The following is a 21,205-nucleotide window of genomic DNA, read 5'->3' on the forward strand; positions in this document are numbered from 1 at the left end:
GCGGCCTACCAACTGTTCTGATGGCCCCTCGACCTCGTCTGCAGGCGTTGAAAGCAGGATGCTCCCCGCTCACGACCTGATACGTGAGTGGTTTTGTCAAGGGGCATGGGTGAGCGGACGCCGTGCCCGTCGGCTGCGGCGTCCGCATGTTCCGGTCGTCTCGGGTAGTGACGCGCGTGTCGTGTTCGACGCGTTGCCACTCTGAAATGCGCGGGTCTGGTTACCGCATGACGGCTTGTTCGGCGGGGCGTTCACGCGAGTCTAGAGATCGAGCGTGACCCGGGATCCGGGTTACTCATAGGGCGTGTCGCGAGTCGCCCGGACGCCGCCGTCACCACCATCAACGACCGGAGGCTCGGGGACCTGTCAGGTCATAACGGCCAGGGACCAGCACCAGCAGGCCAGCTCGCGGGCTATTGCGGCGTTGGTGACGACGGTGCGCTTCCTCCGGACCTCGAACTTGACCCAGCGATCGTGGAGTCGCTGGTTGCCGGAGTGCCCTCGCGCCCTGGCTGCGGCGCTGGCGCGGTCCCACCGGGCGCGCATGATCGGCGAGGTCGGCCGGTAGGCGGGGCGATGGTGCCAGGCCGCCTCGTTCAGCAGCCGTCGGGCATGCCCGTTGCCAGTCTTGGTGATCCCACCCAGCGCGCGGGACGCGCCGGAGGATGACTCCGATGGGGTCAAGCCGACGTAGGCGCCGATGCGGTGCCCGTCCAGCCGCGTCCAGTCGCCGATCTCAACCGCGAGGCCGAACCCCGGTCAACGTGGACACGCCTCTCAGGCAGCAGAGCCTGTTCACGGCGTCGGTGAACACGCTGTCCGCGGCCATGCGCGTGATCGCCGCGTCGAGTCCGTCACGGCGGTCGACGGCCTGGATCATCGCCTCGTAGGCGGCGCCGAACGCGTCCCGCAACCCGACCAGCTCGAACCGCTGGGAACGCAGCCAGGCGTCGTGCGCGACAGTCCATGCCTTCCCACCGGAGTACTGGACTCCCTGCCGCAGCAGCAGCTTGCTGACCCGGTGACGGGCGGACATCAAATCACCGCTGGCACCCTCCCGTGCCCGCACCAGCTCTCGGGCAGACTCCGCCTCGATGCTCGGGACCGCCACCTCGACGGTCTCGCCCAACCGCAGCAGCTGAGCAAAATGCACCGCGTCGCGCGCGTCGGTCTTCACCCGGTCGCCCACCGGACGCTGCAGCTTCGTCGGAGCCGCGACCGCGCACCGCGCTCCGGCAGCTGTGAGAGCGCGCGCCAACCCCGAACCCGGTCGACCCCGCCTCGTAGGTCGCTGCGACCGGACGCGGCAAGCTCGTCACCCACGCGACGACCCCATCCGTTCCCGAGCCCATGCGCCGCTGCACGAGCTCTCCCGTCCGCTCGTCGATCGCCGCCGCGACCGTACCGCGCGCGTGCACATCCAGCCCGACACTCGTACGCTCAGAAATCAAGTGGAGCCTCCCTCACGTATGTGGCTCGGCAAGCCACAACACCGGCCCGCAACCCACGGTCTACGCGAGTGGAGGCCCCTGGCTCAAACTCATAGCGTCTAGGCGCCGGTCGCAGTGCTCCGGTCTGCGCGCGTGTCTGCGGCGATGATCCGCGCAGTCTCCAGAAGGAGCGGCACCGCACGCGCAGCAAACGCGTCGTCGACCCGCGTGACGGGACCGGACACCGAGATCGCTGTCGGAGTCGGCATACCGGGGACAGACACCGCGAAGCACCGTACACCCAGTTCCTGCTCACCATCATCGATTGCATAGCCCCGAGCGCGGATCCGAGCGAGTTCCTCGATGAGAGCATCGACACTCCCGATAGTCTGCGGTGTGGGGGTCGGCATGCCCGCCCGCCCCACCACCGAGCGCACCCGCTCATCGTCCAGTTGCGAGAGTATCGCCTTCCCTACACCCGAAGCATGAGTGTGCACGCCGCGGCCGATCTCCGTAAACATGCGCATTGAGTGAGCGGATGGAACCTGCGCCACATACGTTGCCATGTCGCCGTCGAGGATCGCCAAGTTTGCCGTCTCCCCGAGGCTTTCAACGAGGTCGGTCAAGTATGGGCGTGCCCATGCGCCCAACTGCCGGCTGGCAACCTCACCCAGCCGTATCAGCCCCGGCCCCAGCCCGTATCGGCGGCTCGGAAGCTGATGCACGTACCCTGACGAGACCAGCGTGCGAAGAAGGCGATGAATCGTCGGTAACGGAAGCGGTGTCGACTCCGCGAGCTGCGATATCGACGCCTCGCCCCCAGTCCTCGTAATCCGCTCCAGCAGATCGAACGCCCGTTCAACCGATTGCACTCCACCATCCGCACTAGCCACAGCGATTCCTCTCGTCCATGACGATCATATCCATAATGCGGAAATAGCTATCCATGAGGCCCCAATTCGCGGTAGGTTCACAACAGTTCGTGACCCAACCTCTAGCTGTACTGATGCTGACTTCCACTGTTGCTAGTTCAGTCGATGGGGTCTTGCCCCCGATGCCGACGCGGACCCTGTATAGGTTTGCAGTAGTCCAGCTGGCTCTGCAAGCCTGCTGCGCGCTCAGTGTTCGTGGTGCAGGAGCGGGCGTAGGCTGCGGTGACGACACAACACCCGTCCCACTGTCGAAACCTGCAAACCGAGCCTGTCGGCAATGAATAGCGGGCTACGGCGGACGAGATTGCGCATAATCCTCACCCTCGCCTCCAGGCGCGCCGCCGTCTGTGCGAGTGCACGTGAGCGATGCTAGCCCAGCGGGCCCGCGGTCCCGGAACCGACGCCACCACAGCCACGCTGTCGTGCGAGAGATATCGATTTCCGCAGCGACATGCGCAACCGCAGCCCTGACCGGATGCGCTGAACCATGAACAACCTGCTGGCCGGAGTCAGCCGCCCAGCAGCGTGGGAAACGAGAAGCCTCGGTGTGATCGAGCAGTAGAACTGTTATACAGCTCCAACTCAACGCCGGAGACTTCTCCTACGTCAGCAACGATCCAGGTCAGTACATCTTGATGCCGCGAACTGGTGGCTCGGCCAAGTGCAGAGATTCAATAGACACACAGGGCCCGCCGCCGGATCCGACCCGTCAGCGTGAAAGAATACGTGAGATCCACTGGTCGCGCGCAGCGATGCAGGATCGCGCTACCGCCGAATTGGGAGCGATGTCGTAGAAGCCATGGAACGCCGCTCCCCACACGTGGAGTTCTGCCTCTCCCCCAGCATTCAGGATTCCTGTGGCATACGCGATCGCTTCGTCTCGGAAGACCTCCGCCCCTCCGACATCGATGAACGTCGGTGGCAGTCCACTCAAGTCCTTTGACCGCGCAGGGGCCGCATACATGGACACATCTTCCTGCCCCCGCGATCCGGCCAGAATTGCGTCCCAAGCAGTGATGTTGCTCGTGCGGTCCCAGACACCAACGTTGTCGAATTGGTGGGCCGAGAGTGTCTCATTGCGATCGTCGATCATCGGGCACTGCAACAGTTGACCCCGAAGCTTCGGACCTTTACGGTCACGTGCGAGTAGCGTCGTCCCGGCGGCAAGACCGCCGCCGCCACTGCCCCCGAATACAACTAGCTTCTCGGGGTCAATCCGCAGTTCTGTGGCGTTGGCATGCATCCATTCGAGCGCTGCGTAGCAATCCTCGACGCCGTATGGATACGGGTGCTCAGGCGCCAATCGATACTCGACTGTCACAGAGACGATGTCGAGCTCCATGGCCCAGTCAATGAGGGGATACGCAGAAGCAAACCTGTTGCACATCACCATCCCACCGCCGTGGATCCCCAAGACACCTCCGCGCGCCTCCTGATGATCTTCCCGAGAGATAACCGAGACAACGATTTCGTCACCGTTATAGCCGCGGATGGTGTGATCAACCGATGTCACAGGTCGACCATTAATCTGTTCCTCGATAGACGGCTGGGGCATCCCCCGAAAGTACTCGAGTTGCTCCATCGTCATCCCTACGGGGACAAATCCCTTAAGGGCAGGCAGGAGTTCGGCAAGCTGCGGGTCAAACTGGGGTTCGTTGGCGAGCGGAACAACGGTCGTCATGAGTATCTCTTTCTTCGTTGATTGAGCGTGGTCGGGCAAGGTGCCAGGTGCACCCATATGTGGAGGCGAGCGCGCTCGACTATCTCACGCAGACCTGCCATCTGAATATCGCAGGCGAGGGGGCCCTTCGCGGCGAGCGCGAGGAGCACAGATACCAACCACATGAGTACCAGAAGCATCAAATAGGCAGATCGACATTGACGAGCCCTCCACGAGATCTATCTCTCTAGGACCCGAGCATACATCAGATCGAATCGGTTGTGGAATGCTTTTTCCGTACGCTGGAAGTAACCCCCAACCGACCTGGGCCAGTTGGCATGTCTCGCGGTACGTTCTTCACCGGGGATATGGCCAGCAGAGCTCGCCGAGTCGCAAGACGGATGAGCCATGATCGAGCGCGGAGTTCAGTGAGTCTGCTGAACGAGTAGGTGACGCCTGATTTATGGTGTGGGAGGCGCCGCTGGGAGGATGTCATCATGCACAGGCCCTATCCCCACGAGTTCCGTGAGGATGTCGTCGCAGTCGCTCGTGATCGGGATCCAGGAGTGCCGTTGCGGAAGGTCGCTTAGGACTTCGGGTCAGCGAGACCTGCCTTCAGAACTGGATGCGTCAAGCCGACGTCGAAACTGGTGTGAAGCCCGGCGTGGCGAAGGCAGAGACCGATGAGCTGCGGGACGCGAAGAAGCGGATCCGGTTCCTGGAGCAGGAGAACGAGGTGCTTGCGGAAAGCAGCGGCGTATCTGTCGCAGGCCTACCCGCGCCTCGGCAGCTCCTCAAAATGATCTCCCCGCTCGTCCGCGAGCTGGCCGCGAAGACGGCGCCCGTCCGGGTGCCGGTCGCGGTGACGTGCGGGTGCTGAAGATCGCTCGTCAGCCGCAAGACCGGTGGCTCGAGTCGCCGACGACTGACCGTGACTGGGCGCAGGCTCATCTCACCGACGTGCTGATCGAGGCCCACGCTAAGGACCCCGAGTTCGGGCATCAGTTCCTCGCCGACGAGGCCCGCGACGCCGGGTTCAACGTCTCCGATCGGACGGTCTGGAAGTAGTGCAGCGAGATGCGGATCTGGTCGGTGCTCGGCAAGAAGCGCGGCAAGGGGGGCCGGCCCGGGCCACACGTGTTCGACGATCGCGTCCAGCGGGCCTTCACCGTCAGCACGCCGAACGAGTTGTCGTTGACGGATATCACCGAGCACCGGACCGGTGAGGGCAAGCTCTACCTCTGCGCGATCAAGGACGTCTGCTCGAACCGGATCGTCGGCTACTCGATCAGCGACCGCATGCGATCCTCGCTGGCCGTCGCTGCGGTCGAGAACGCCTTCGCGGGACGCGGCGACGTCGCCGGCTGCGTCGTTCACACCGACTGAGGCAGCCAGCTCCAAAGTCGTCGTTTCGGGCACGCGCTGAACCGTCACGGGCTCGTCGGATCGATGGGCCGAGTGGGAGCTGCGGGCGACTGTGAGAGTGTCGAGTGCATCCTGGCGGCCTGACTTTTGCTGACGACTGACCTCGAAGTCTGGGTGTCCTTGCTGTTGATCTGTCGTCCGCCGGGAGGCGCATCACCCTCGTGGTGCTGGCCGGGCGGGCGTGACCTCATAGGGGCCTGATTGCAACAGTCCCATCACAGTCCCGTCCACCCGACCGGCCAGCGTCACTCACCCTGTCTGGTTGGAGCGAGCACTATGAGCATGCAGCACGTCCCCTCTCACCGTCGAGTCGTCGTCGGTGTCGACACGCACAAACACGTCCGCGTCGCGGTCGCCGTCGACGAACTCGGCGCGGTCCTCGACCGCCGGTCGTTCGCCGCCGACTCCGGTGGCTACGGCCAGCTGATCGACTGGGGCGAATCGTTCGGCGGGAAGCTCACCTTCGGGATCGAAGGCACTGGCTCCTATGGGGCGGGCCTCGCTGGCGCAGTCCGTCACCGCGGGGTCGGGACCCTCGAGGTGATGCGCACGGATCGTCGTGACCGGCGACTGCGCGGCAAGTCAGACACGATCGACGCGGAGAACGCCGCCAGAGCGGTTCTCGCGGGACTTGCCACCGCGGTCCCGAAGTCAGCCGACGGGACGGTGGAGATGATTCGCCAGATCAAGGTCGCAAAAGACGTCGCCGTCAAGGCGCGGACCTCCGCGATGATCAGCCTCAAGCAGGTCCTCGTGAACGCCCCAGACGACCTGCGGCAGGAGCTGCAACCTCTCACGAAGATGGCACTCATCCACCGCTGCGCAGCCCTTCGCCCAGGAAGAGTGACGAGCATCATCGCGTCAACGAAGCACACCCTCCGGTCGATCGCTCGACGCTGGGAGGTGCTCGACACCGAGATCTCCGACCACGAGAAGCTCCTGGCAGAGTTGACCTCGCTGGTTGCTCCCGACCTCGCGAAGGCGTTGCCGTCGGACCCGACACCGCCGCGGAGATGCTCATCGTCGCCGGCGACAACCCCGAACGCATCCGCTCGGAGGCCGCGTTCGCGAGACTCTGCGGCGTCGCCCCGATCCCGGCGTCTTCGGGCATGACGACACGTCACCGACTCAATCGCGGCGGCCACCGGCAAGCTAACGCCGCCCTCTACCGTGTCGTCATCGTCCGCATGCAGCACCACGAGCCGACCAAGGCCTACGTCGCCCGCCGGATCACCGAGGGCAAGACGAAATCCGAGATCATCCGCTGCCTGAAAAGGCTCCTCGCCCGAGAGCTCTGGGCCGCGATGCGTCCCATCCGCGAAGCCCGCCCGCCCCTCCGAATCGCCGCTTGACAGATATAGGAGCGTCAACGCGGCGATGGAATCGTTCTTCGCAATGTTGCAGAAGAATGTCCTCAACCGAAGCTCCTGACGCACCCGGCACGAGCTGCGCATCGCGATCGTCACGTGGATCGAGAAGACCTATCACCGGCGCCGCAGACAGGCCCGCTTGGGCCGTTAGACCCCGATCGAGTTCGAGACCATCATGAACCAGAACCTGGTCCTCGCGGCTTATCCGAAACTGACCTGCCCCACGGATTTGGTGCCAGTCGGGGAAGAACAGCTAGCTCGCGGCGGGGATGGTGTTGATGTCGAGTGTCTCGTACTCGATCGGGGTGTGGTAGCCGAGGGCGGAGTGACGGCGCTCGCGGTTGTGGAAGATCTCGATGTATTTGAAGATCGCGTTGGCGAGTTCGACTCTGGTTTTCCACTTCTTCCGGTTCAACAGCTCGATACATCGATGACCAGAAGCTTTCCATCATCGCGTTGTCCAGCCCGTCACCGATGGATCCAATGAAGGCAGGAGCCCGGCGGAGCAGATCTTCTCTCCGAGAAGCCAGGAGGTGAATTGTGTTCCGTGGGGCGGCGGTTCCGTATAGCCATGTCGAGTGCCTTGATGACGAGTGCGGTATCTTGCTTGGAATAGATCGACCAGCCGATGATCCGGCGGCTGTCTGCGTCGAGGACTGCGGCGCAGTAGACCCAGCCTTCTTGCGTGCGATGTTGCGTGATGTCCGTCACCCAAAGCTCCTTCGGCCGAGGCCGGGCGAACTTGCGGTTCACGAGATCGTCCGCAGTCACGACGCCACGGAGCCGCTTGGTGCGGATGGGCCGGGGAGCCCGTAGATCCCGGCCAGACGCATCAGCTTGTGCACTGTCCGCTCGCTGACGCTGACTCCCATCGCCATGGTCAGCTCGGCATGGACACGCCTGTATCCGTAGGTGCCCGCGAGGTGACGTGCACTTTGCGGACCAGACCGGTCAGCCATTGCCGGCGCAGCTCGGACTGCTCAAGGGGCGTCCGCTTCACGCGGTAGTAGTGCCGCCTGGTAACCCCGAGGACGCGGCAACAGCGGTCGATCGGGATCCCGGCATCAGCAAGACGGTCGATCACCGGGAAGAGTCTTTTGGGCGGGGACGCTCCTCGTCGAGGAACTTCGCCGCCTGCCGGACAAACAGCAACTCGGTTTCGAGCTCTCGAATGCGACGCCTCGCCGCGCGCAGCCCGGCTGATTCCGAGGACGGCACACCAGGCCGACGGCCATTGTCAATATCGTCCTGGCGGATCCAGTTCGACAGCGTGACAGGGTGGATGCCGAGTTCCACGGCGGCTGCTTGGGCTGTTTGCCGGCACGCACGAGCGCTACAGCGCGAGCACGAAACTCCAGCGGGTACGGACGGGGCATGACGATGAGCCTTCCGGATCAGGCCACCAACTAGCCACCAAACTGGAACCTTTCCCGTGGGGCAGGTCACACTTTCACCAGCTCGTTTAGCAGACCCAGTCGCTCGTGGATTGCAGTGCGTCACAACCAACCGAGCTTCTCTCGCCTGACCCGCTCCGGAGCATAGAAGCACACATACGACCAGTCGCGCGAGAGCGCGTCGCTGTAGTGGCAAACCTCCCGTGCTTGCGCGCCGCGCGTGGCGCGATAATCGTTCCTCGCCTTTGCATACCCCGGAGCCCCGAGCGTGCGATATGAACGAGGCGCTCTGCCCACCACGTACCGCCGCGCAGTCGGCCCCGCGAGCGGTCTGTAGCACGCCCATCTCCGGCGGCAAGGCAGTGTGAATCTGCGTCAGCTGATCTCACAATCAGGAAAGACTTGCACAACAGTCCACCGGTCTGTTATGTTTAGAGACCAATGGACTCTAAACATAGGAGCTGATCCTGGAACAGAAGAATCACGCGCGCAGACCGTTGGGGCGCAGCGGAGTTAGTGTTCGCGCCGTCGGCCTCGGTTTGATGGGTATGTCCCAGTTCTACGGAACTGCCGAGGATGCCGTCTCACTACGTACGATCCGCCAGGCGATCGACCTCGGGGTCGACTTCTTCGATACATCCGACTTCTACGGTGCCAGTAGTTCAGAGATCGGCGCGCCCGTGCCGGGATTCGGGCACAACGAGAGCCTCCTCGGCCGCGCTCTCGACAGGCGACGCGACGAGGTCGTGGTTGCGACCAAGTTCTCCGCACGACCGACGGGCGATGGAACGAGCCTGTTCGATGGCCGTCCGGAATACGTCTCATCGGCAATCGAGGCGAGCCTGCGCCGCCTGCGTACCGATTACATCGACGTGTACTACTACCATCGACTCGATCCGACCGTACCGATTGAAGACACGGTCGGCGCGATGGCCGAACTCGTCGCCACGGGCAAAGCCCGCGCCATCGGCTTGAGCGAGATCGATGCAGACACGCTACGGCGCGCTGTCGCCGTGCATCCCATTGCTGTGCTCCAGAGCGAGTACTCGCTCTGGGAGCGCAGCATAGAGACGGAAGTGATTGCGGCTGCACGTCAGCACGACGTGACTCTTGTCCCCTACAGTCCGCTCGGACGCGGCATGCTGGCGGGCGCCTTCGGCCCGACGACAGTCTTCGACAGGTCTGACTTTCGTTCCACGCTCCCTCGCTTTCAAGGGGAGCACATGGCCCGCAATCTCGCGCTGGTTGAGGACTTGTCGCGATTTGCCCGCGAACGCGACGCTACCCCCGGCCAGGTGGCTCTCGCCTGGCTGCTCGCCCAGCCGCACGACATCGTCCCCATCCCCGGTAGCCGCAGCCTTCCACGCATAACGGAGAACCTCGCAGCCAGCGCCGTGCGACTGAGCGCCGACGATATCGCGATGCTCTCCACGATGTTCGACCCGGCACGCATCTCCGGGGAACGTTACGGCACCCGGCACCCACGACGAGAAAACGAACAATCGAAAGCGAGAAACGAATGAATCCCAGCAGACCTTTCGACACCAAAGTTGCCTACGTCACAGGCGCGGGCTCCGGAATGGGCGCTGACATCGCGCGGTTGCTTGCCGAACGCGGTGCCAAGGTCAGCCTGGTCGGACGCCAGCTGGCTCCCCTGCAACAGGTTGCCGACGACATCACAGCGCGCGGCGGGGACGCAGCGGTGTTCCCGGGCGATGTGAGCAATCCCGACGATGTCGAGCGCACCGTCGCAGCGACCGAGGAACGCTTCGGCTCGCTGCACTTCGCTGTCAACAATGCGGGAGTTTCCAGTACCTTCCATGATCTGCCCGACCTGCCGGAAGCCGAATGGAATGCAACAATCGGCATCAATCTCTCCGGGGTCTTCCACGGTCTGAAATTTCAGGTTCCCGCCATGCTGCGCTCTGGCGGCGGGTCGATCGTGAATATCTCCAGCGTCTTCGCCGACCGCGGCTTCGCGCGACGTCCGGCGTACAGCGCAAGCAAGCACGCCATCCGAGGACTGACCCGCTCGGCCGCGATCGAATGGGCCGCGCAAGGCATCCGCATCAACGAGATTCAGCCGGGAGTCATCGCCGTACCGCGCCAGCAAAGCAACCCGGAGGAAGTCGCCCGGATAGCCTCCGGCATCCCGGCCCAACGTGTCGGAACCGGGCGCGAGGTCGCCACAGCCGTGGCCTTCCTGCTATCCGATGACGCCTCATACATAACCGGGGCACACCTCGCCGTCGACGGCGGATACCTGTCCTGATCCAACAGAACCAACAGAACCAACAGAAGGAGAACAACGATGAACACATGGTTCCTCACAGGCAGCTCGCGCGGCCTCGGCCGAAGCATCGCCGAAGCCGTCCTCGCCGCAGGCCACAACCTTGTCGCCACCGCTCGGAACATCGACTCACTGAGTGACCTAACGGCTCAGTACGGGAGCCGCATCCTGCCGCTGGCACTCGACGTGACAGACGGCCCCTCCGTACGCGACGCGATAGATAGGACCCTCAAGCGCTTCGGTCGCATCGACGTCGTCGTCAACAACGCCGGCTACGCCGACGTCGTCGCGATCGAAGACATGGCGGAAGACGTCTTCCGTAATCAGGTTGAGGTCAACTTCTTCGGGGTCGTCAACGTCACCCGCGCCGTACTGCCCGTGATGCGCGCACAGGGCGCGGGACACATCATCCAGATCTCTTCCGTCGGCGGCCGCGTCGGCGGCCCGGGGCTCGGCGCCTACCAGGCAGCAAAGTGGGCCGTCGGCGGATTCTCTGAGGTATTGGCGAAAGAGGTGCGGGCCTTCGGCATCCGCATCACTGTCGCAGAGCCTGGCGCGATGCGCACGAACTGGGCAGGTTCTTCAATGGCAACGCCTCCGGTGAGCGATGCGTACTCATCGGTGATCCAGCCAGTGATCGACCGGATGCGTACGTCTAACGGCAACCAGCCCGGTGACCCTGCCCGCGTCGCGCAGATCCTGCTCGACATCTCCGAGGCGGATGAGCCCCCGGTCCGTCTCCTACTCGGGCGCGACGCAGTCCGCGTCGGGGCGATGGCCGCAGAAGCGCTCGCCGCATCCGACGCACGATGGCACGACGTGAGCACATCTGTATGACCTTCTCAATTGGGCCGTGGGCTGACGCCATATCCTGGCATCAGCCCACGGCCCAATCCAGCGACGAAGATGGAGACCATGACAAGCACCGAGTTCGAACGCGCACGCAGACCCGAGCAGAAGGAGCAGCGTCGCAACTCGATTCTGACTGCAGCCCGCGAGATGCTTGCTACCGCCCCGCTGCGGGAAATCAGCCTCCGGGAGCTGAGCCGCCGCATCGGTCTGTCTAAGTCCAATGTGATTCGCTACTTCCCGACACGAGAAGCAATCTTCTTCGAAGTCCTCAACACCGAATTCGACCTCTGGATTGACGACTTAGCCAAAGAACTACCAGCGCGAAACGCCACGCCCGGAGAGGTGATCGATGGTTGGGCGAGTTCGCTGTCACGACGCCCTCTGCTGTGCGAGCTAGTCGCGGCGCTCGGAAATGAACTGGAACGGAACATCCCGACACCAGATGTCCGCGAGTTCAAGCTCGCGAATGGCGCAGCTCAAGAACGACTAGCCGCGCAGCTGACACCACGTCTTGGTCTGAAACTAAGCGCCACTAGGGAGTTAGTCTCCTCTGCCATCATCGTCGTCGCCGGGCTCTGGCCGTTCTCGAATCCTTCCAACGCCGTTCTCGAGGCACTGGAAGATGAAAGACTTCAGCATTCGAAGGTCGACTTCGAGAGGCGAACGTCGCGGCTCCTCAAGCTCATCTACGACGGCATGGTCCAGGAAAGCATGCGCGCCCGGAGTGCCGGATAGTCATCTCTTCCCACTGACGACACAGATTTTCTTCAGGAGAGCACCGGGCAAGGGCGCAACCCCTCTTTATGGGGCTTTCTGTCGCTTCGCAGATGAGGAGGTAGCGGTGAGGTAGCCGGGGTGGGTCGAGGTCTCTCGATGATGGGAGTTCTCATGCTGCCCGTCTGGAAGAACTCGACGTGCGCCACGGTACCCTCGCTGGCCCTAATCTGACACTATTCAGCCGTCTGCACGAGCTTGGGCTCGTCGCGGTCGGATAGCGGCTCGACCGATGCCCTTCACGCGGGCATCCTCGACTAGGTGTGATGTCCAGGCAGGTTTTTGAGTCTGCTGATGGGCGGGGCTCCGATTGCGGAGTGGATCCTGTGGTGATTGTAGAAGTGCAACCAGCTAGGTAAGGTTTCGCGGCGGTCGGTGTCGGAGGCGTAGAAGCGGGCGTAGGCCCAGCCGTCCGCGAGGGTGCGGTGGAATCGCTCGATCTTGCCGTTCGTCTGCGGTCGGTAGGGGCGGGTCCGTTTGTGTGTGATCCCGAGTTCGGCGCATGCATCTCGCCAGGCGTAGGAGCGGCGCGTTCGAGCACGCCGATCGCGGTGACGGCCTTCTCGTCCGTGCAGATCTCGACGTAGGCGACGCGGGAGTGGTCATCGATCACGGTGTGCAGGAACGCGGTCCCGATACGAGGCCGGTATTCACGACCGCGTTCACCGGTCCGACGCGCCTGCGCGTGCGCGTTGGCTTTGCTCTGCTGTCGGCTGAGGAACTTGTGCCCTCCGCCGTCAGGGATGTTGCCGAACTTGGTGACGTCGACATGGATCAGGGATCCCGGATGATCGTGCTCGTAGCGGCGGATCGGTTCACCGGTAACCCGATCGATGCGGCTGAGCCTGTTGATCCGGCAGCGCACGAGCACGGCGTGGACCGTGGACGCCGGGATGCCGAGCTCGCCGCCGATCTGGACCGGCCCCAACCGGCGACGCCACCGCGGCTTCACGATCCGCTTCACCAGCGCCGGAGGCGTCTTCGTCGGCATCGAACGAGGCCGGCTGGATCTGTCAACCATCCCCGCGGGCCCCTTGTCGCGGAATCGGGCCGCCCACTTGCGGGCCGTGGGCGGCGAGACCATGAACATCTTCGTCGCCACCGTCACTGGCCAACGGTCATCGACGATCAGGCGCGCCAGACGTAAGCGAGCGCGAGGAGTGAGAGCAGCGTTAGCGTGGGGCACGAAGGCCTCCTGGGATGCGTGAGCGGTTTCTAGACAACTCCACTCTCGCAACGGGAGGCCTTCACCCGTCAACCGCTCACACGCGACTCACGCAACAACGTCCCTGGACATCACAACTAGCTAGCCTGCCTTGGCCGAACCTTGCGTCAGCGGGCCACCGACGTACTAGCGTTCTTCGACCTCCCGGTCGTTGCTCGAAGCCGGCGGCTTCGGACCCCGGCCACAGCCTGGATCGTGATGAGCCGCTCCTCTTCCGCAACAGACTCGCCAACCCGGCACCCCAGGCCGAGCAACGGGAGTTCACCCTCGATGCTCAACTCAGCGTTCCCCGCAGCAGTGGTGTGATCTCGATCTGCTCGCGGCTGAACCCGATTTGACCGCCCGAGACTCAATATAAAGCGAACTCTGACCTGTCGCGATAGTCAGATTATGTCGTCGGGCTCAGAGCAGAACCTGACCAACTGCACGGGCAGTTCGTCCGCCTTCTCTGGGGCTCCCGGCGCACCTCATGGTCGCAAGGGCCACCGGCCACACGCCTCCGGCCCATACTGGGAGGAGGTCGATGATGGCGAGGGACGAGGAGGCGCGGGCTGCACGAGATGCGAAGCTCGAACGACTCCATGAGCGGCTAGCGGCTGCGGTCGAACAGCTCGTCTCGGGTGAGGACTGGAAGCGTGCGCTCGAGTTCGCGGCGCGGTTCCGTGCGAAGTCATTCAACAACACTCTGCTGATCTGGGCGCAGCACATCGACCTCTACGAGGCAGGGCGCACGAGCGTGCCGGAGCCGACGTTCGTGGCCGGCTACAAGCAGTGGAAGGCGTTGGGTCACTCTCCGCTGGCGGGCGGGTCGATGCAGATCTTCGCGCCGCTGATGGCGCGGTTCGCGTCCGCGGCACCGCAGAACCCCGGATCATGGCGCCGCCTGGACAGGTACGAGAAGCCGAAGCCCGGAGAAACGGTCCGGTCGAAGATGGTCCGCGCGATTCCGGTGCGTGTCTGGGACGTCTCGATGACCGACGGCCCGCCGATCCCTGAACGCCCGGCGCCGACGCTGCTGGGAGGCCAGGCACCGGACGGTTTATGGGAAGGGCTATCGGCGCTGGTGGCGGCCGAGGGCTTCGCGGTGCTGCGGGTCGAGCACGAGGGCATGATTCACGGCGCGAACGGCTTGACCGACTTCCAGGCGCGCAGGGTCGCGGTGCGGACGAACATGGACGGGGCCGCGCAGGTGAAGACTCTCGCGCACGAGCTCGCGCATGTGATGTTGCACGGCCCCGACAATCCGGATGCGACCGGGCATCGAGGCGTCGGCGAGGTCGAGGCCGAGTCCGTGGCGCTGATGATCGGTGCCGCGCATGGCATGGACACCGCCGCCTACACGATCCCGTATGTCTCGGGTTGGGCGGGCACGGTCAAGGACAAGGACCCGGCCGAGGTCGTGCAGGCCACCGGCGAGCGAGTCCGCAAGATCGCGGTGACGATTCTCGACGCGCTGCCCACCGTTCAGGTCGACACGGGCGACCCGCCCGGCCTGTCCAGTGAGCCGGCTGGGACTTCGCGTGTGGCTGGCTCGGAGCGGATCGCACCCCAGTCGGTGCCGGTCGAGTTGGCGCGTTCGTCGCGTCCTGCGGACGTGGCGATGAGGAGCCTGTGATGAGCGTCGCCAGCGTCCTCTCCTCGGTGTCGGCCCTTCCGTTGCCGCAGGCCGCCGCGCTGCTCGCGGCTGCTGGGGTGCCTGTGTTGCCGTGCGTGCCGGGCGCGAAGAACCCGCTGTTGAAGCCCGATGAGGAGAACCCGGAAGCGCAGCCCGGCGGCTTCCACGCGGCAACCACCGACGCTCGCCAGGTGACGGCATGGTGGCGGCGGTGGCCGTCGGCGAACATCGGCGTCCCGACCGGTGCTGTCTCCGGGGTCGAGGTCGTCGACGTGGACCGCAAGCCCGGCGGCGACGGGGTCGCCGCATTCGAGCGCGCCCGCCGCGCCGGTCTCGTGCCGGGGTGGCTGGCCGTAGTCAGGTCGGCGTCCGGCGGGGCGCACTTCTACTTCCCGGCCGACACGGACCGGCCGCAGCGGTCCTGGCAGGCGGCGAAGGCGCATGTGGACTTCCGTGGCGACGGCGGCTACATCATCGCCCCGCCCTCGGCCGTGACCGGCACCGGTTCCTACGAGTTCGTCGCCGGCGCCGACCGGGCGCCCGCCCCGGTCGATGCGGATCGGCTGCGGGACTTCCTCGACCCGCGCCCGGATCCTGCCCCGCACCGGGTGCGCGGCCCGATCCGCTCGGAGGATGCCGCACGGCTGGCCGCGTGGGTCGGAATGCGCGACGAAGGCGAGCGCAACCGCGGCCTGTTCTGGGCATCGTGCCGTCTCGCGGAGGCGGGCCTGTCACTGCCCGAGATGGTCGACGCACTCGCCCCGGCCGGTGAACAGGTCGGCCTCCCGCAACGGGAGATCGAGACCACGATCCGCTCTGCATACCGCGCCACGCACGTCCAGCCCGCATCCGTCGTCGGACAGGGCGATGCCCCGCGCCAGCCGACGAAGCTCACCGGGCAGGTGCTCTCATGAATCCGCCAACGACCGTACGGCCGCGGGGCGGGCGGGTCGCGGTCGTGACGGCCGTGGCCGGGACGGTGTTCATCGCGGCCGGCGCGTTCTGGCTCTCGTTCACCGCCCTCGCAGACCTCGCTCGCCGCTCGGGCGTAGATGCCGGGCAGGCCTGGGCGTGGCCGCTCATCGTCGACGGGATCATCGTCGTCGCGACGGTCGCTGTCGTCGCCCTCGCGGGCCAGCGGTCGGCTTGGTACCCGTGGCTGCTGCTCGCGGCCGGTGCACTGGTGTCGGTGACGGCGAACGCGGTCCACGCCGTCGTCGCGGCCGACGCCGACGTGCCGGGCGTGCTCGCCGCGTGTGTCGCGGCGGTACCGCCGCTGGTGCTGCTGGCGATCACACACCTCACCGTGATTCTCACTCGCCCACTTCCCGTGAGTATCGAGCCCGCCGAGGAGTCTGCGCCTGATGAGGACATGCCTGATGCTGCACCGGCGCCGCCGGCAGTCGCGCCTGTGCGCCAGGTAGGCCGGGAGCTCGCGGCGCGCCTGCGGGAGCAGGGCTGGTCGAACAAGGCCATCGCCCGCCATCTGGGCGTGCACCCATCCACGGTGGGCCGCTGGTTCGTCCCGCCCGCACTGACGACGGCTGAGGAGAAGGAGACGCCATGAACGACGACCAGCACACGACCGCTCTCCACGAGCAGGTCGAGGGCGAGCCGGACCGGCGGGAGCGCGACGAGACGCCGCGGGAAGGGGATACCTCGGCGCTCGCCCGGCACCGAGACCCGTCGCTGACCCAAGGCGCCACGGAGGCGGCGAAGAAGCAGCGGCCGGGCGTGGAGTGGGTGCGCCCGACCGACCTGATGGCGTCCCGCTCTGCCCGGATCGCGGGGCGGGGTATCGACTTCCAGGCTGAGCTGGCGCGTCGCTCCCGCCGGGTTCCCGGCCAGGCGTACCGGGCGACGCGGACCGGGGCGCGCACTGGTGTCCGGTTCGTGAGCGAGCGTGCCCGGAAGCTGCCGCCTGTGACGGCGTTCGGCCGTGGGTCCGGGGAGCACTACTCCTGGGTGTCGCGCTCCGGGATCGGGCTCGGGTAACCATGTTCGCCCCCGGCGCGACGGCGCGAAGCGAGGCCGCTGGGGGCCGTGTGCGCACCTGCCTGTCAGGAGGTGCCGTCATGGAGACTGCCACGGCCCGCGACCGGCGGGAACGATTCGAGGATTCGGAGGCGCTGCGCGCCCTGCTCACCCGCCTCCACGAGGCGGGGCGCGGAGCGTGGCGCCATGACCCGGAGGCCGCTGCGCTCATGGAGCATGCGTCGAGCAAGTACGCGGCGCTGGCCCGCAAGCACGGGCTGGACCCGTGGGAGGCGGCGTCTGCGGCATTCGAGGCGATGCGCGGTGCCGCGACCCGCCGGGCGGAGGACCCGTGGGGGGTGATCACGCGGGCGGTGCAGGTGACGTGCACCGCGGAGGAGCGCGGCAACGGGCTGCTGTGCTCCGTCCACCAGGCCCGCCGGCCCCGCTACTCGGTGTTCCACGATGCGGAGCGGTTCAGCGACCGGGAGAACCCGCTGCCGGACTACCACCCCGCGTTCCGGTTCGACCCGTTCACCGACGACGAGCCCGACGACGGAGACGCGGTGCCCGAGCGGACGGTGAACGTCGCCACCGCCATCGAGGACACGATCGCGTTCCTCACCCGGGTCGGGTGGGAGCCAGAGACCGCGCGGGCCGCGGTCGAGTACGTCACTGCCCGGCTCACGGAGGCGTCCTCGCGCGCATCGGCGTTCGAGGTGCTGCGCCGCGACCGGCAGGCCCGCGCCCTACTGGATCTCCCCGGCGCATCCTGGACGGCGCTGCTGCGGGTCGTGCTCGGCGTTCCCGACCCGGCTCTCGCACACACGAACGCCGGCCGCGGAATGCTCCGCCGCCTGCTGATCGGCCAGCCGCTGCGCGCGCTGCTGACGGACGACGACCTCGTGATCACCGCCGGGCTCGCTGCACCCAGATTCGATGCCGGGAGCGGCGGGTCATGAGCACGCCGCTGGAAGGACGCATCGAGCTGGAGCGCGCGGTCGATTCGATCATCGTCGGCGCGCGGCACCGGCACGACCACGGCGACCTGACCCCATTGGTCGAGTCGATCCGTCGCCACGGGCTGCTGCAGCCGATCACGGTCACCCTGGACGGGCACCTGATCTGCGGCGCCCGACGGCTGGCGGCGATCAAGCTGCTCGGTATCAAGACCGTCAACGTGTGGGTGCGGTCCGGGGTCTCCGACCGGCTCGGGCAGCTCATGGCGGAGCAGGACGACAACCAGCTCCACAAGCCCCTCACGCAGCTCGAAGCTGCCGCTCTATACCGCGAACTGAAGACCCTGCTGGCCGAGGACGCCGCCGGCCGCCAGGAGGCCGCCCGGTTCCAAACGTCCGCCGACGGCGCAGAAGGCGGTGGTGCCAATTTGGCACCACCGCGGATTGAGCAGGGCAAGACCCGCGCGCAGGCCGCTCGGATGGTCACTGGCCGCGCCTCATACACGACGTTGGAGCGCATCGGCCGGCTGGAAGACCTCGCCGCGGACGATTCCCAGCCCGAGGCGGTGCGGGCGCGCGCCGCGCAGGAGGTCGAGCGGATCAAGACCGGCGGTAGCGTCTATCCCTCGCATCTGCGCGTGAACGCGGAGCTGTCGCTGGCGGAGCTCGACCAGCTCGCCGCCGACCTGGCCCAGCCCGCCGAGCTGCGCGAGCAGGCCCGTACCGAAGCGGATGCGGTGCGGGCCGCGGAGCGGGAGGCGAAGGCCGCGGAGCTGGAGCAATTGGCGCAGGCCGCGCTCGCCCGCGTCAAGGCCGCCAAGATGACCGGCAGGAAGGCGAAGCGGCCCGCGCTGACGGCGGTGGTGCCGGGTCTCCCGGTGCCGTTCCCGCTGAGCGTGTTCACCGCGACGTGGGACGACATGGCCTCGTGGTGGGAGCACTACGACCCCGCCGAGGTCGGCCCCGCACTGACCACCGAGCAATGGGCACGGTTCGAGGAGACCATCGCCGGCACCGTCGCGTTCACTGACGCCGCCCGTTCCTCACGGCAGGACCGGGCCGAGCAGACCGCCTGAACAGAGCGGGGGGCGGTGGTGCGCACCTTCCTGGCAACCACGCATCCCTGTTGCCGTCCGGGAAGGACCCCTGTTCATGGACCCCGCTCCTGATGACCGTCGCCGTCGTCGCCTGCTGATCGCCGCCACCGCCGCAGGCCTCGCCCTGCTGGTCCTCGTCGGCATCGGCATCTACGGACTCGTCCACGGCCCCGCCGCCCCGGCCGGCCCGGCACCGAGCGATCGTCCTTCTACAACGGCGCCGGTGATGCCCGGCCCGACGCCGGGCGGTGAGCTGGAGCCGCTGCGGCAGAACCTCGGCCCGGAGGCGTTCGCCCGCGCGGTCGCGACCGCCCTGTTTACCTGGGACACCGCGACCGGGCACACGCCGTCCGACTACGCGCAGGTGCTCGCGGATGCCGCCCAGGGTTCCGAGGCGGATGCGTTCGTGGGCGACGTGCGCGCCTACCTCCCGACGACGGAGGCATGGGCGCAGCTCCGCCAGTATGCGACGCGCCAGTGGCTCACCATCGACGAGGTGTTCATCCCGGAGGCGTGGGAGACCGCCGTCGACCAGGCCGCACCCGGCCAGATCCCGGCCGGGGCGACCGCCTACACCTTCGAGGGCACGAGGCACCGCGACGGCACCTGGGGCACGACGCCGGTGGAGGCATCCCGCCCGGTCGCGTTCACCGTGTTCCTCGTCTGCACCCCGCCCACGCCCGGCCGCGGCGCGGCATCGGGTTCGTGCGAGGTGCTGCGGCTGTCCGAGCTCGACAACCCGCTGCACTAGCCGGGAGCGTCGTGATGAAGAAGCTCGCCGTCCTCGCACTCACCCTGCTGCTCATCGGGCCCTCCACGGCCCTCCTGGGTGTCGCCACGCTCGGTGGCACTTCCGCGACCGCCGCCGTCTGCACGCCCGGCTCACTCGCGGTCGGCCCGGTCCCGGACTCGCTGACCGCGACGACTCGCAACGGCGAGACGGTCACGCTGAACCGGCAACAGCTCACGCACGCGGCGACGATCATCACGGTCGGCGGGCAGACCGCCGGCGTCGGCCGCGACGGGGTGCTCATCGCGCTCATGGCCGCGCTCACCGAATCCACCCTGCGGATGCTCGCCAACACCAGCGCCTACCCCGAGTCGGCGGATTATCCGAACGACGGCAACGGGTCGGATCACGACAGCCTCGGCTTGTTCCAGATGCGCCCTGCGTCCGGGTGGGGCACGGTCGCCGAGCTCATGGACTCGGCTTACCAGGCTCGAGCGTTCTACGGCGGGGAGTCCGGTCCGAACTACCCGTCCCCGCGGGGGCTGCTTGACATCCCGGGCTGGCAGCAGCTCGACCCCGGCGAGGCCGCGCAGGCCGTCGAGGTCAGCGCCTACCCGGACAGGTATCAGAACTATCAGCCGGTCGCTGAGGCGATCCTCGCCGCGCTCACCCGCCCCGCGCCCTCTGGCCACGGTGGCGGGGATGAGACACCGGTCGTGCCGGAGACGACCAGGATCGTGTTCCCGCTTCCCGAGGGAGCCTGGGTGCGGACGAGTCCGTTCGGGTGGCGTAACGACCCGATCACCGGGGAACGTCGCTTCCACGCGGGCTCGGACTTCGCTGCCCCCGATGGAACCCCGATCTATGCCGTCGCCGATGGCGTCGTGGTGCGCGCGAACTACACCGACGCAGGTGGCGGGGTCATCGTCATCGAGCACACCGTCGGCGGTGAGCGGGTCGCGTCGATGTATGTGCACATGTGGCAGCACGGCATCCATGTCGCCGAAGGCGACACCGTGACCGCCGGGCAGCACATCGGGGACGTCGGCTCCTCCGGCCACTCGACCGGCCCGCACCTCCACCTGCAGATCCACCCCGGCGGCGCCGGAGCGGACCCGGTGGACTCCGACGCCTGGCTCACCGAACACGGTGCCGAAGGGATTGCGGGCGGCGATGCCGCCCCCGCCCTCTGCACCGCAGGGGGTGCGTGATGGACGTGTTCCCCGACTTCGGCGGCGTGGGCGGCGCCGCAGACCTGCGCTCCGTCGTCGGCGCGCTGCTGACGTTCGTGCTCGTCACCGCGGTGCTCATGCTAATCCTCTGCGCCATCATCTGGGCGATCAGCGGAGCCTCCGGCAACTACCAGGCAGCGACCAAGGCCCGCACCGGCCTGCTTGTCGCGGTCGGAGCCGCGGCGCTGGCGGGCGCCGGGGTCGCGTGGCTCAACTTCCTGCTGGACCTCGGCACCCGGCTCTGAC

19 protein-coding genes and 5 pseudogenes are annotated in these 21,205 nt (G+C 66.5%); 19 read left to right on the top strand and 5 right to left on the bottom strand.

What is annotated here, in order from left to right; all coding sequences use genetic code 11:
* Positions 1–366 precede the first annotated feature (366 nt).
* From D7I47_RS15300 to D7I47_RS14160, 3 genes and pseudogenes are all read right to left on the bottom strand, one after another.
* Positions 367–1,451: pseudogene (locus D7I47_RS15300) on the bottom strand (IS110 family transposase).
* A 98-nt stretch (positions 1,452–1,549) separates the two neighbouring features.
* Positions 1,550–2,323 (bottom strand): IclR family transcriptional regulator, encoded by a 774-nt coding sequence (locus D7I47_RS14155; protein ID WP_405083442.1) that lies wholly within the window; start codon positions 2,321–2,323, stop codon positions 1,550–1,552.
* A gap of 748 nt (positions 2,324–3,071) precedes the next feature.
* Complete coding sequence (locus tag D7I47_RS14160) at positions 3,072–4,043, bottom strand: alpha/beta hydrolase fold domain-containing protein (protein WP_120763655.1); 972 nt, start codon at positions 4,041–4,043, stop codon at positions 3,072–3,074.
* Between the two features lie 643 nt (positions 4,044–4,686).
* On the opposite strand from D7I47_RS14160, the gene D7I47_RS14165 reads away from it, so the two are divergent.
* The 6 genes and pseudogenes from D7I47_RS14165 to D7I47_RS14185 form a co-directional block, all read left to right on the top strand.
* Complete coding sequence (locus tag D7I47_RS14165; RefSeq protein ID WP_157981744.1) at positions 4,687–4,902, top strand: hypothetical protein; 216 nt, start codon at positions 4,687–4,689, stop codon at positions 4,900–4,902.
* The gene (locus tag D7I47_RS14170; RefSeq protein WP_157981745.1) at positions 4,896–5,090 is read left to right on the top strand and encodes a hypothetical protein; all 195 of its coding nucleotides are present in this window, start codon (positions 4,896–4,898) and stop codon (positions 5,088–5,090) included. Before D7I47_RS14165 ends, D7I47_RS14170 begins: the two co-directional genes overlap by 7 nt.
* A gap of 96 nt (positions 5,091–5,186) precedes the next feature.
* Positions 5,187–5,525: pseudogene (locus D7I47_RS14175) on the top strand (transposase); the annotation flags it as partial.
* 198 nt (positions 5,526–5,723) lie between these two features.
* Complete coding sequence (locus D7I47_RS14180) at positions 5,724–6,560, top strand: IS110 family transposase (protein ID WP_227000717.1); 837 nt, start codon at positions 5,724–5,726, stop codon at positions 6,558–6,560.
* Positions 6,461–6,799 carry a transposase gene (locus D7I47_RS15140; protein WP_227000719.1) on the top strand — a complete coding sequence of 113 codons (339 nt, stop codon included), beginning with the start codon at positions 6,461–6,463 and terminating at the stop codon, positions 6,797–6,799. The genes D7I47_RS14180 and D7I47_RS15140 overlap by 100 nt, the downstream gene beginning before the upstream one ends.
* A gap of 16 nt (positions 6,800–6,815) precedes the next feature.
* Positions 6,816–6,968, top strand: a pseudogene (locus D7I47_RS14185) (IS3 family transposase); the annotation flags it as partial.
* A gap of 102 nt (positions 6,969–7,070) precedes the next feature.
* On the opposite strand, the pseudogene D7I47_RS14190 reads toward D7I47_RS14185, so the two are convergent.
* Positions 7,071–8,193, bottom strand: a pseudogene (locus D7I47_RS14190) (IS3 family transposase).
* Between the two features lie 566 nt (positions 8,194–8,759).
* Here D7I47_RS14190 and D7I47_RS14195 point away from each other — a divergent pair.
* The 4 genes from D7I47_RS14195 (at position 8,760) to D7I47_RS14210 (ending at position 12,088) form a co-directional block, all read left to right on the top strand.
* Positions 8,760–9,734, top strand: coding sequence for an aldo/keto reductase (locus D7I47_RS14195; RefSeq protein ID WP_264371274.1), 975 nt, complete (start codon positions 8,760–8,762; stop codon positions 9,732–9,734).
* A 56-nt stretch (positions 9,735–9,790) separates the two neighbouring features.
* A complete protein-coding gene (locus tag D7I47_RS14200; RefSeq protein ID WP_157981746.1) occupies positions 9,791–10,483 on the top strand; it encodes an SDR family NAD(P)-dependent oxidoreductase in 693 nt (230 codons plus the stop codon).
* A 39-nt stretch (positions 10,484–10,522) separates the two neighbouring features.
* Positions 10,523–11,338, top strand: coding sequence for an oxidoreductase (locus D7I47_RS14205; RefSeq protein WP_120763661.1), 816 nt, complete (start codon positions 10,523–10,525; stop codon positions 11,336–11,338).
* Between the two features lie 78 nt (positions 11,339–11,416).
* A complete protein-coding gene (locus D7I47_RS14210) occupies positions 11,417–12,088 on the top strand; it encodes a TetR/AcrR family transcriptional regulator (RefSeq protein WP_120764002.1) in 672 nt (223 codons plus the stop codon).
* A gap of 296 nt (positions 12,089–12,384) precedes the next feature.
* On the opposite strand, the pseudogene D7I47_RS14215 reads toward D7I47_RS14210, so the two are convergent.
* Positions 12,385–13,313: pseudogene (locus tag D7I47_RS14215) on the bottom strand (integrase core domain-containing protein).
* A 562-nt stretch (positions 13,314–13,875) separates the two neighbouring features.
* On the opposite strand from D7I47_RS14215, the gene D7I47_RS14220 reads away from it, so the two are divergent.
* From D7I47_RS14220 to D7I47_RS14260, 9 genes are all read left to right on the top strand, one after another.
* On the top strand, positions 13,876–14,967 hold the full coding sequence (locus tag D7I47_RS14220) for a serine/arginine repetitive matrix protein 2 (RefSeq protein ID WP_450091339.1): 1,092 nt from the start codon (positions 13,876–13,878) through the stop codon (positions 14,965–14,967).
* Positions 14,967–15,881, top strand: a complete 915-nt coding sequence (locus D7I47_RS14225; RefSeq protein ID WP_120763663.1) for a bifunctional DNA primase/polymerase — start codon at positions 14,967–14,969, stop codon at positions 15,879–15,881. The genes D7I47_RS14220 and D7I47_RS14225 overlap by 1 nt, the downstream gene beginning before the upstream one ends.
* Positions 15,878–16,534 (top strand): DUF2637 domain-containing protein, encoded by a 657-nt coding sequence (locus D7I47_RS14230; RefSeq protein WP_120763664.1) that lies wholly within the window; start codon positions 15,878–15,880, stop codon positions 16,532–16,534. The genes D7I47_RS14225 and D7I47_RS14230 overlap by 4 nt, the downstream gene beginning before the upstream one ends.
* Complete coding sequence (locus tag D7I47_RS14235) at positions 16,531–16,962, top strand: hypothetical protein (RefSeq protein WP_120763665.1); 432 nt, start codon at positions 16,531–16,533, stop codon at positions 16,960–16,962. Before D7I47_RS14230 ends, D7I47_RS14235 begins: the two co-directional genes overlap by 4 nt.
* An 80-nt stretch (positions 16,963–17,042) precedes the next feature.
* Complete coding sequence (locus D7I47_RS14240; protein WP_120763666.1) at positions 17,043–17,903, top strand: serine/threonine-protein kinase; 861 nt, start codon at positions 17,043–17,045, stop codon at positions 17,901–17,903.
* A complete protein-coding gene (locus tag D7I47_RS14245; protein ID WP_120763667.1) occupies positions 17,900–18,976 on the top strand; it encodes a ParB/RepB/Spo0J family partition protein in 1,077 nt (358 codons plus the stop codon). Before D7I47_RS14240 ends, D7I47_RS14245 begins: the two co-directional genes overlap by 4 nt.
* A gap of 76 nt (positions 18,977–19,052) precedes the next feature.
* Positions 19,053–19,748 (top strand): hypothetical protein, encoded by a 696-nt coding sequence (locus D7I47_RS14250; protein WP_120763668.1) that lies wholly within the window; start codon positions 19,053–19,055, stop codon positions 19,746–19,748.
* A 14-nt stretch (positions 19,749–19,762) separates the two neighbouring features.
* Positions 19,763–20,938 (top strand): M23 family metallopeptidase, encoded by a 1,176-nt coding sequence (locus D7I47_RS14255; RefSeq protein ID WP_120763669.1) that lies wholly within the window; start codon positions 19,763–19,765, stop codon positions 20,936–20,938.
* Positions 20,938–21,204, top strand: a complete 267-nt coding sequence (locus D7I47_RS14260) for a DUF6112 family protein (protein ID WP_120763670.1) — start codon at positions 20,938–20,940, stop codon at positions 21,202–21,204. Before D7I47_RS14255 ends, D7I47_RS14260 begins: the two co-directional genes overlap by 1 nt.
* The last annotated feature ends 1 nt before the right edge of the window (position 21,205 follow it).

This window comes from Protaetiibacter intestinalis (assembly GCF_003627075.1).
GTDB lineage: Bacteria > Actinomycetota > Actinomycetes > Actinomycetales > Microbacteriaceae > Homoserinibacter > Homoserinibacter intestinalis.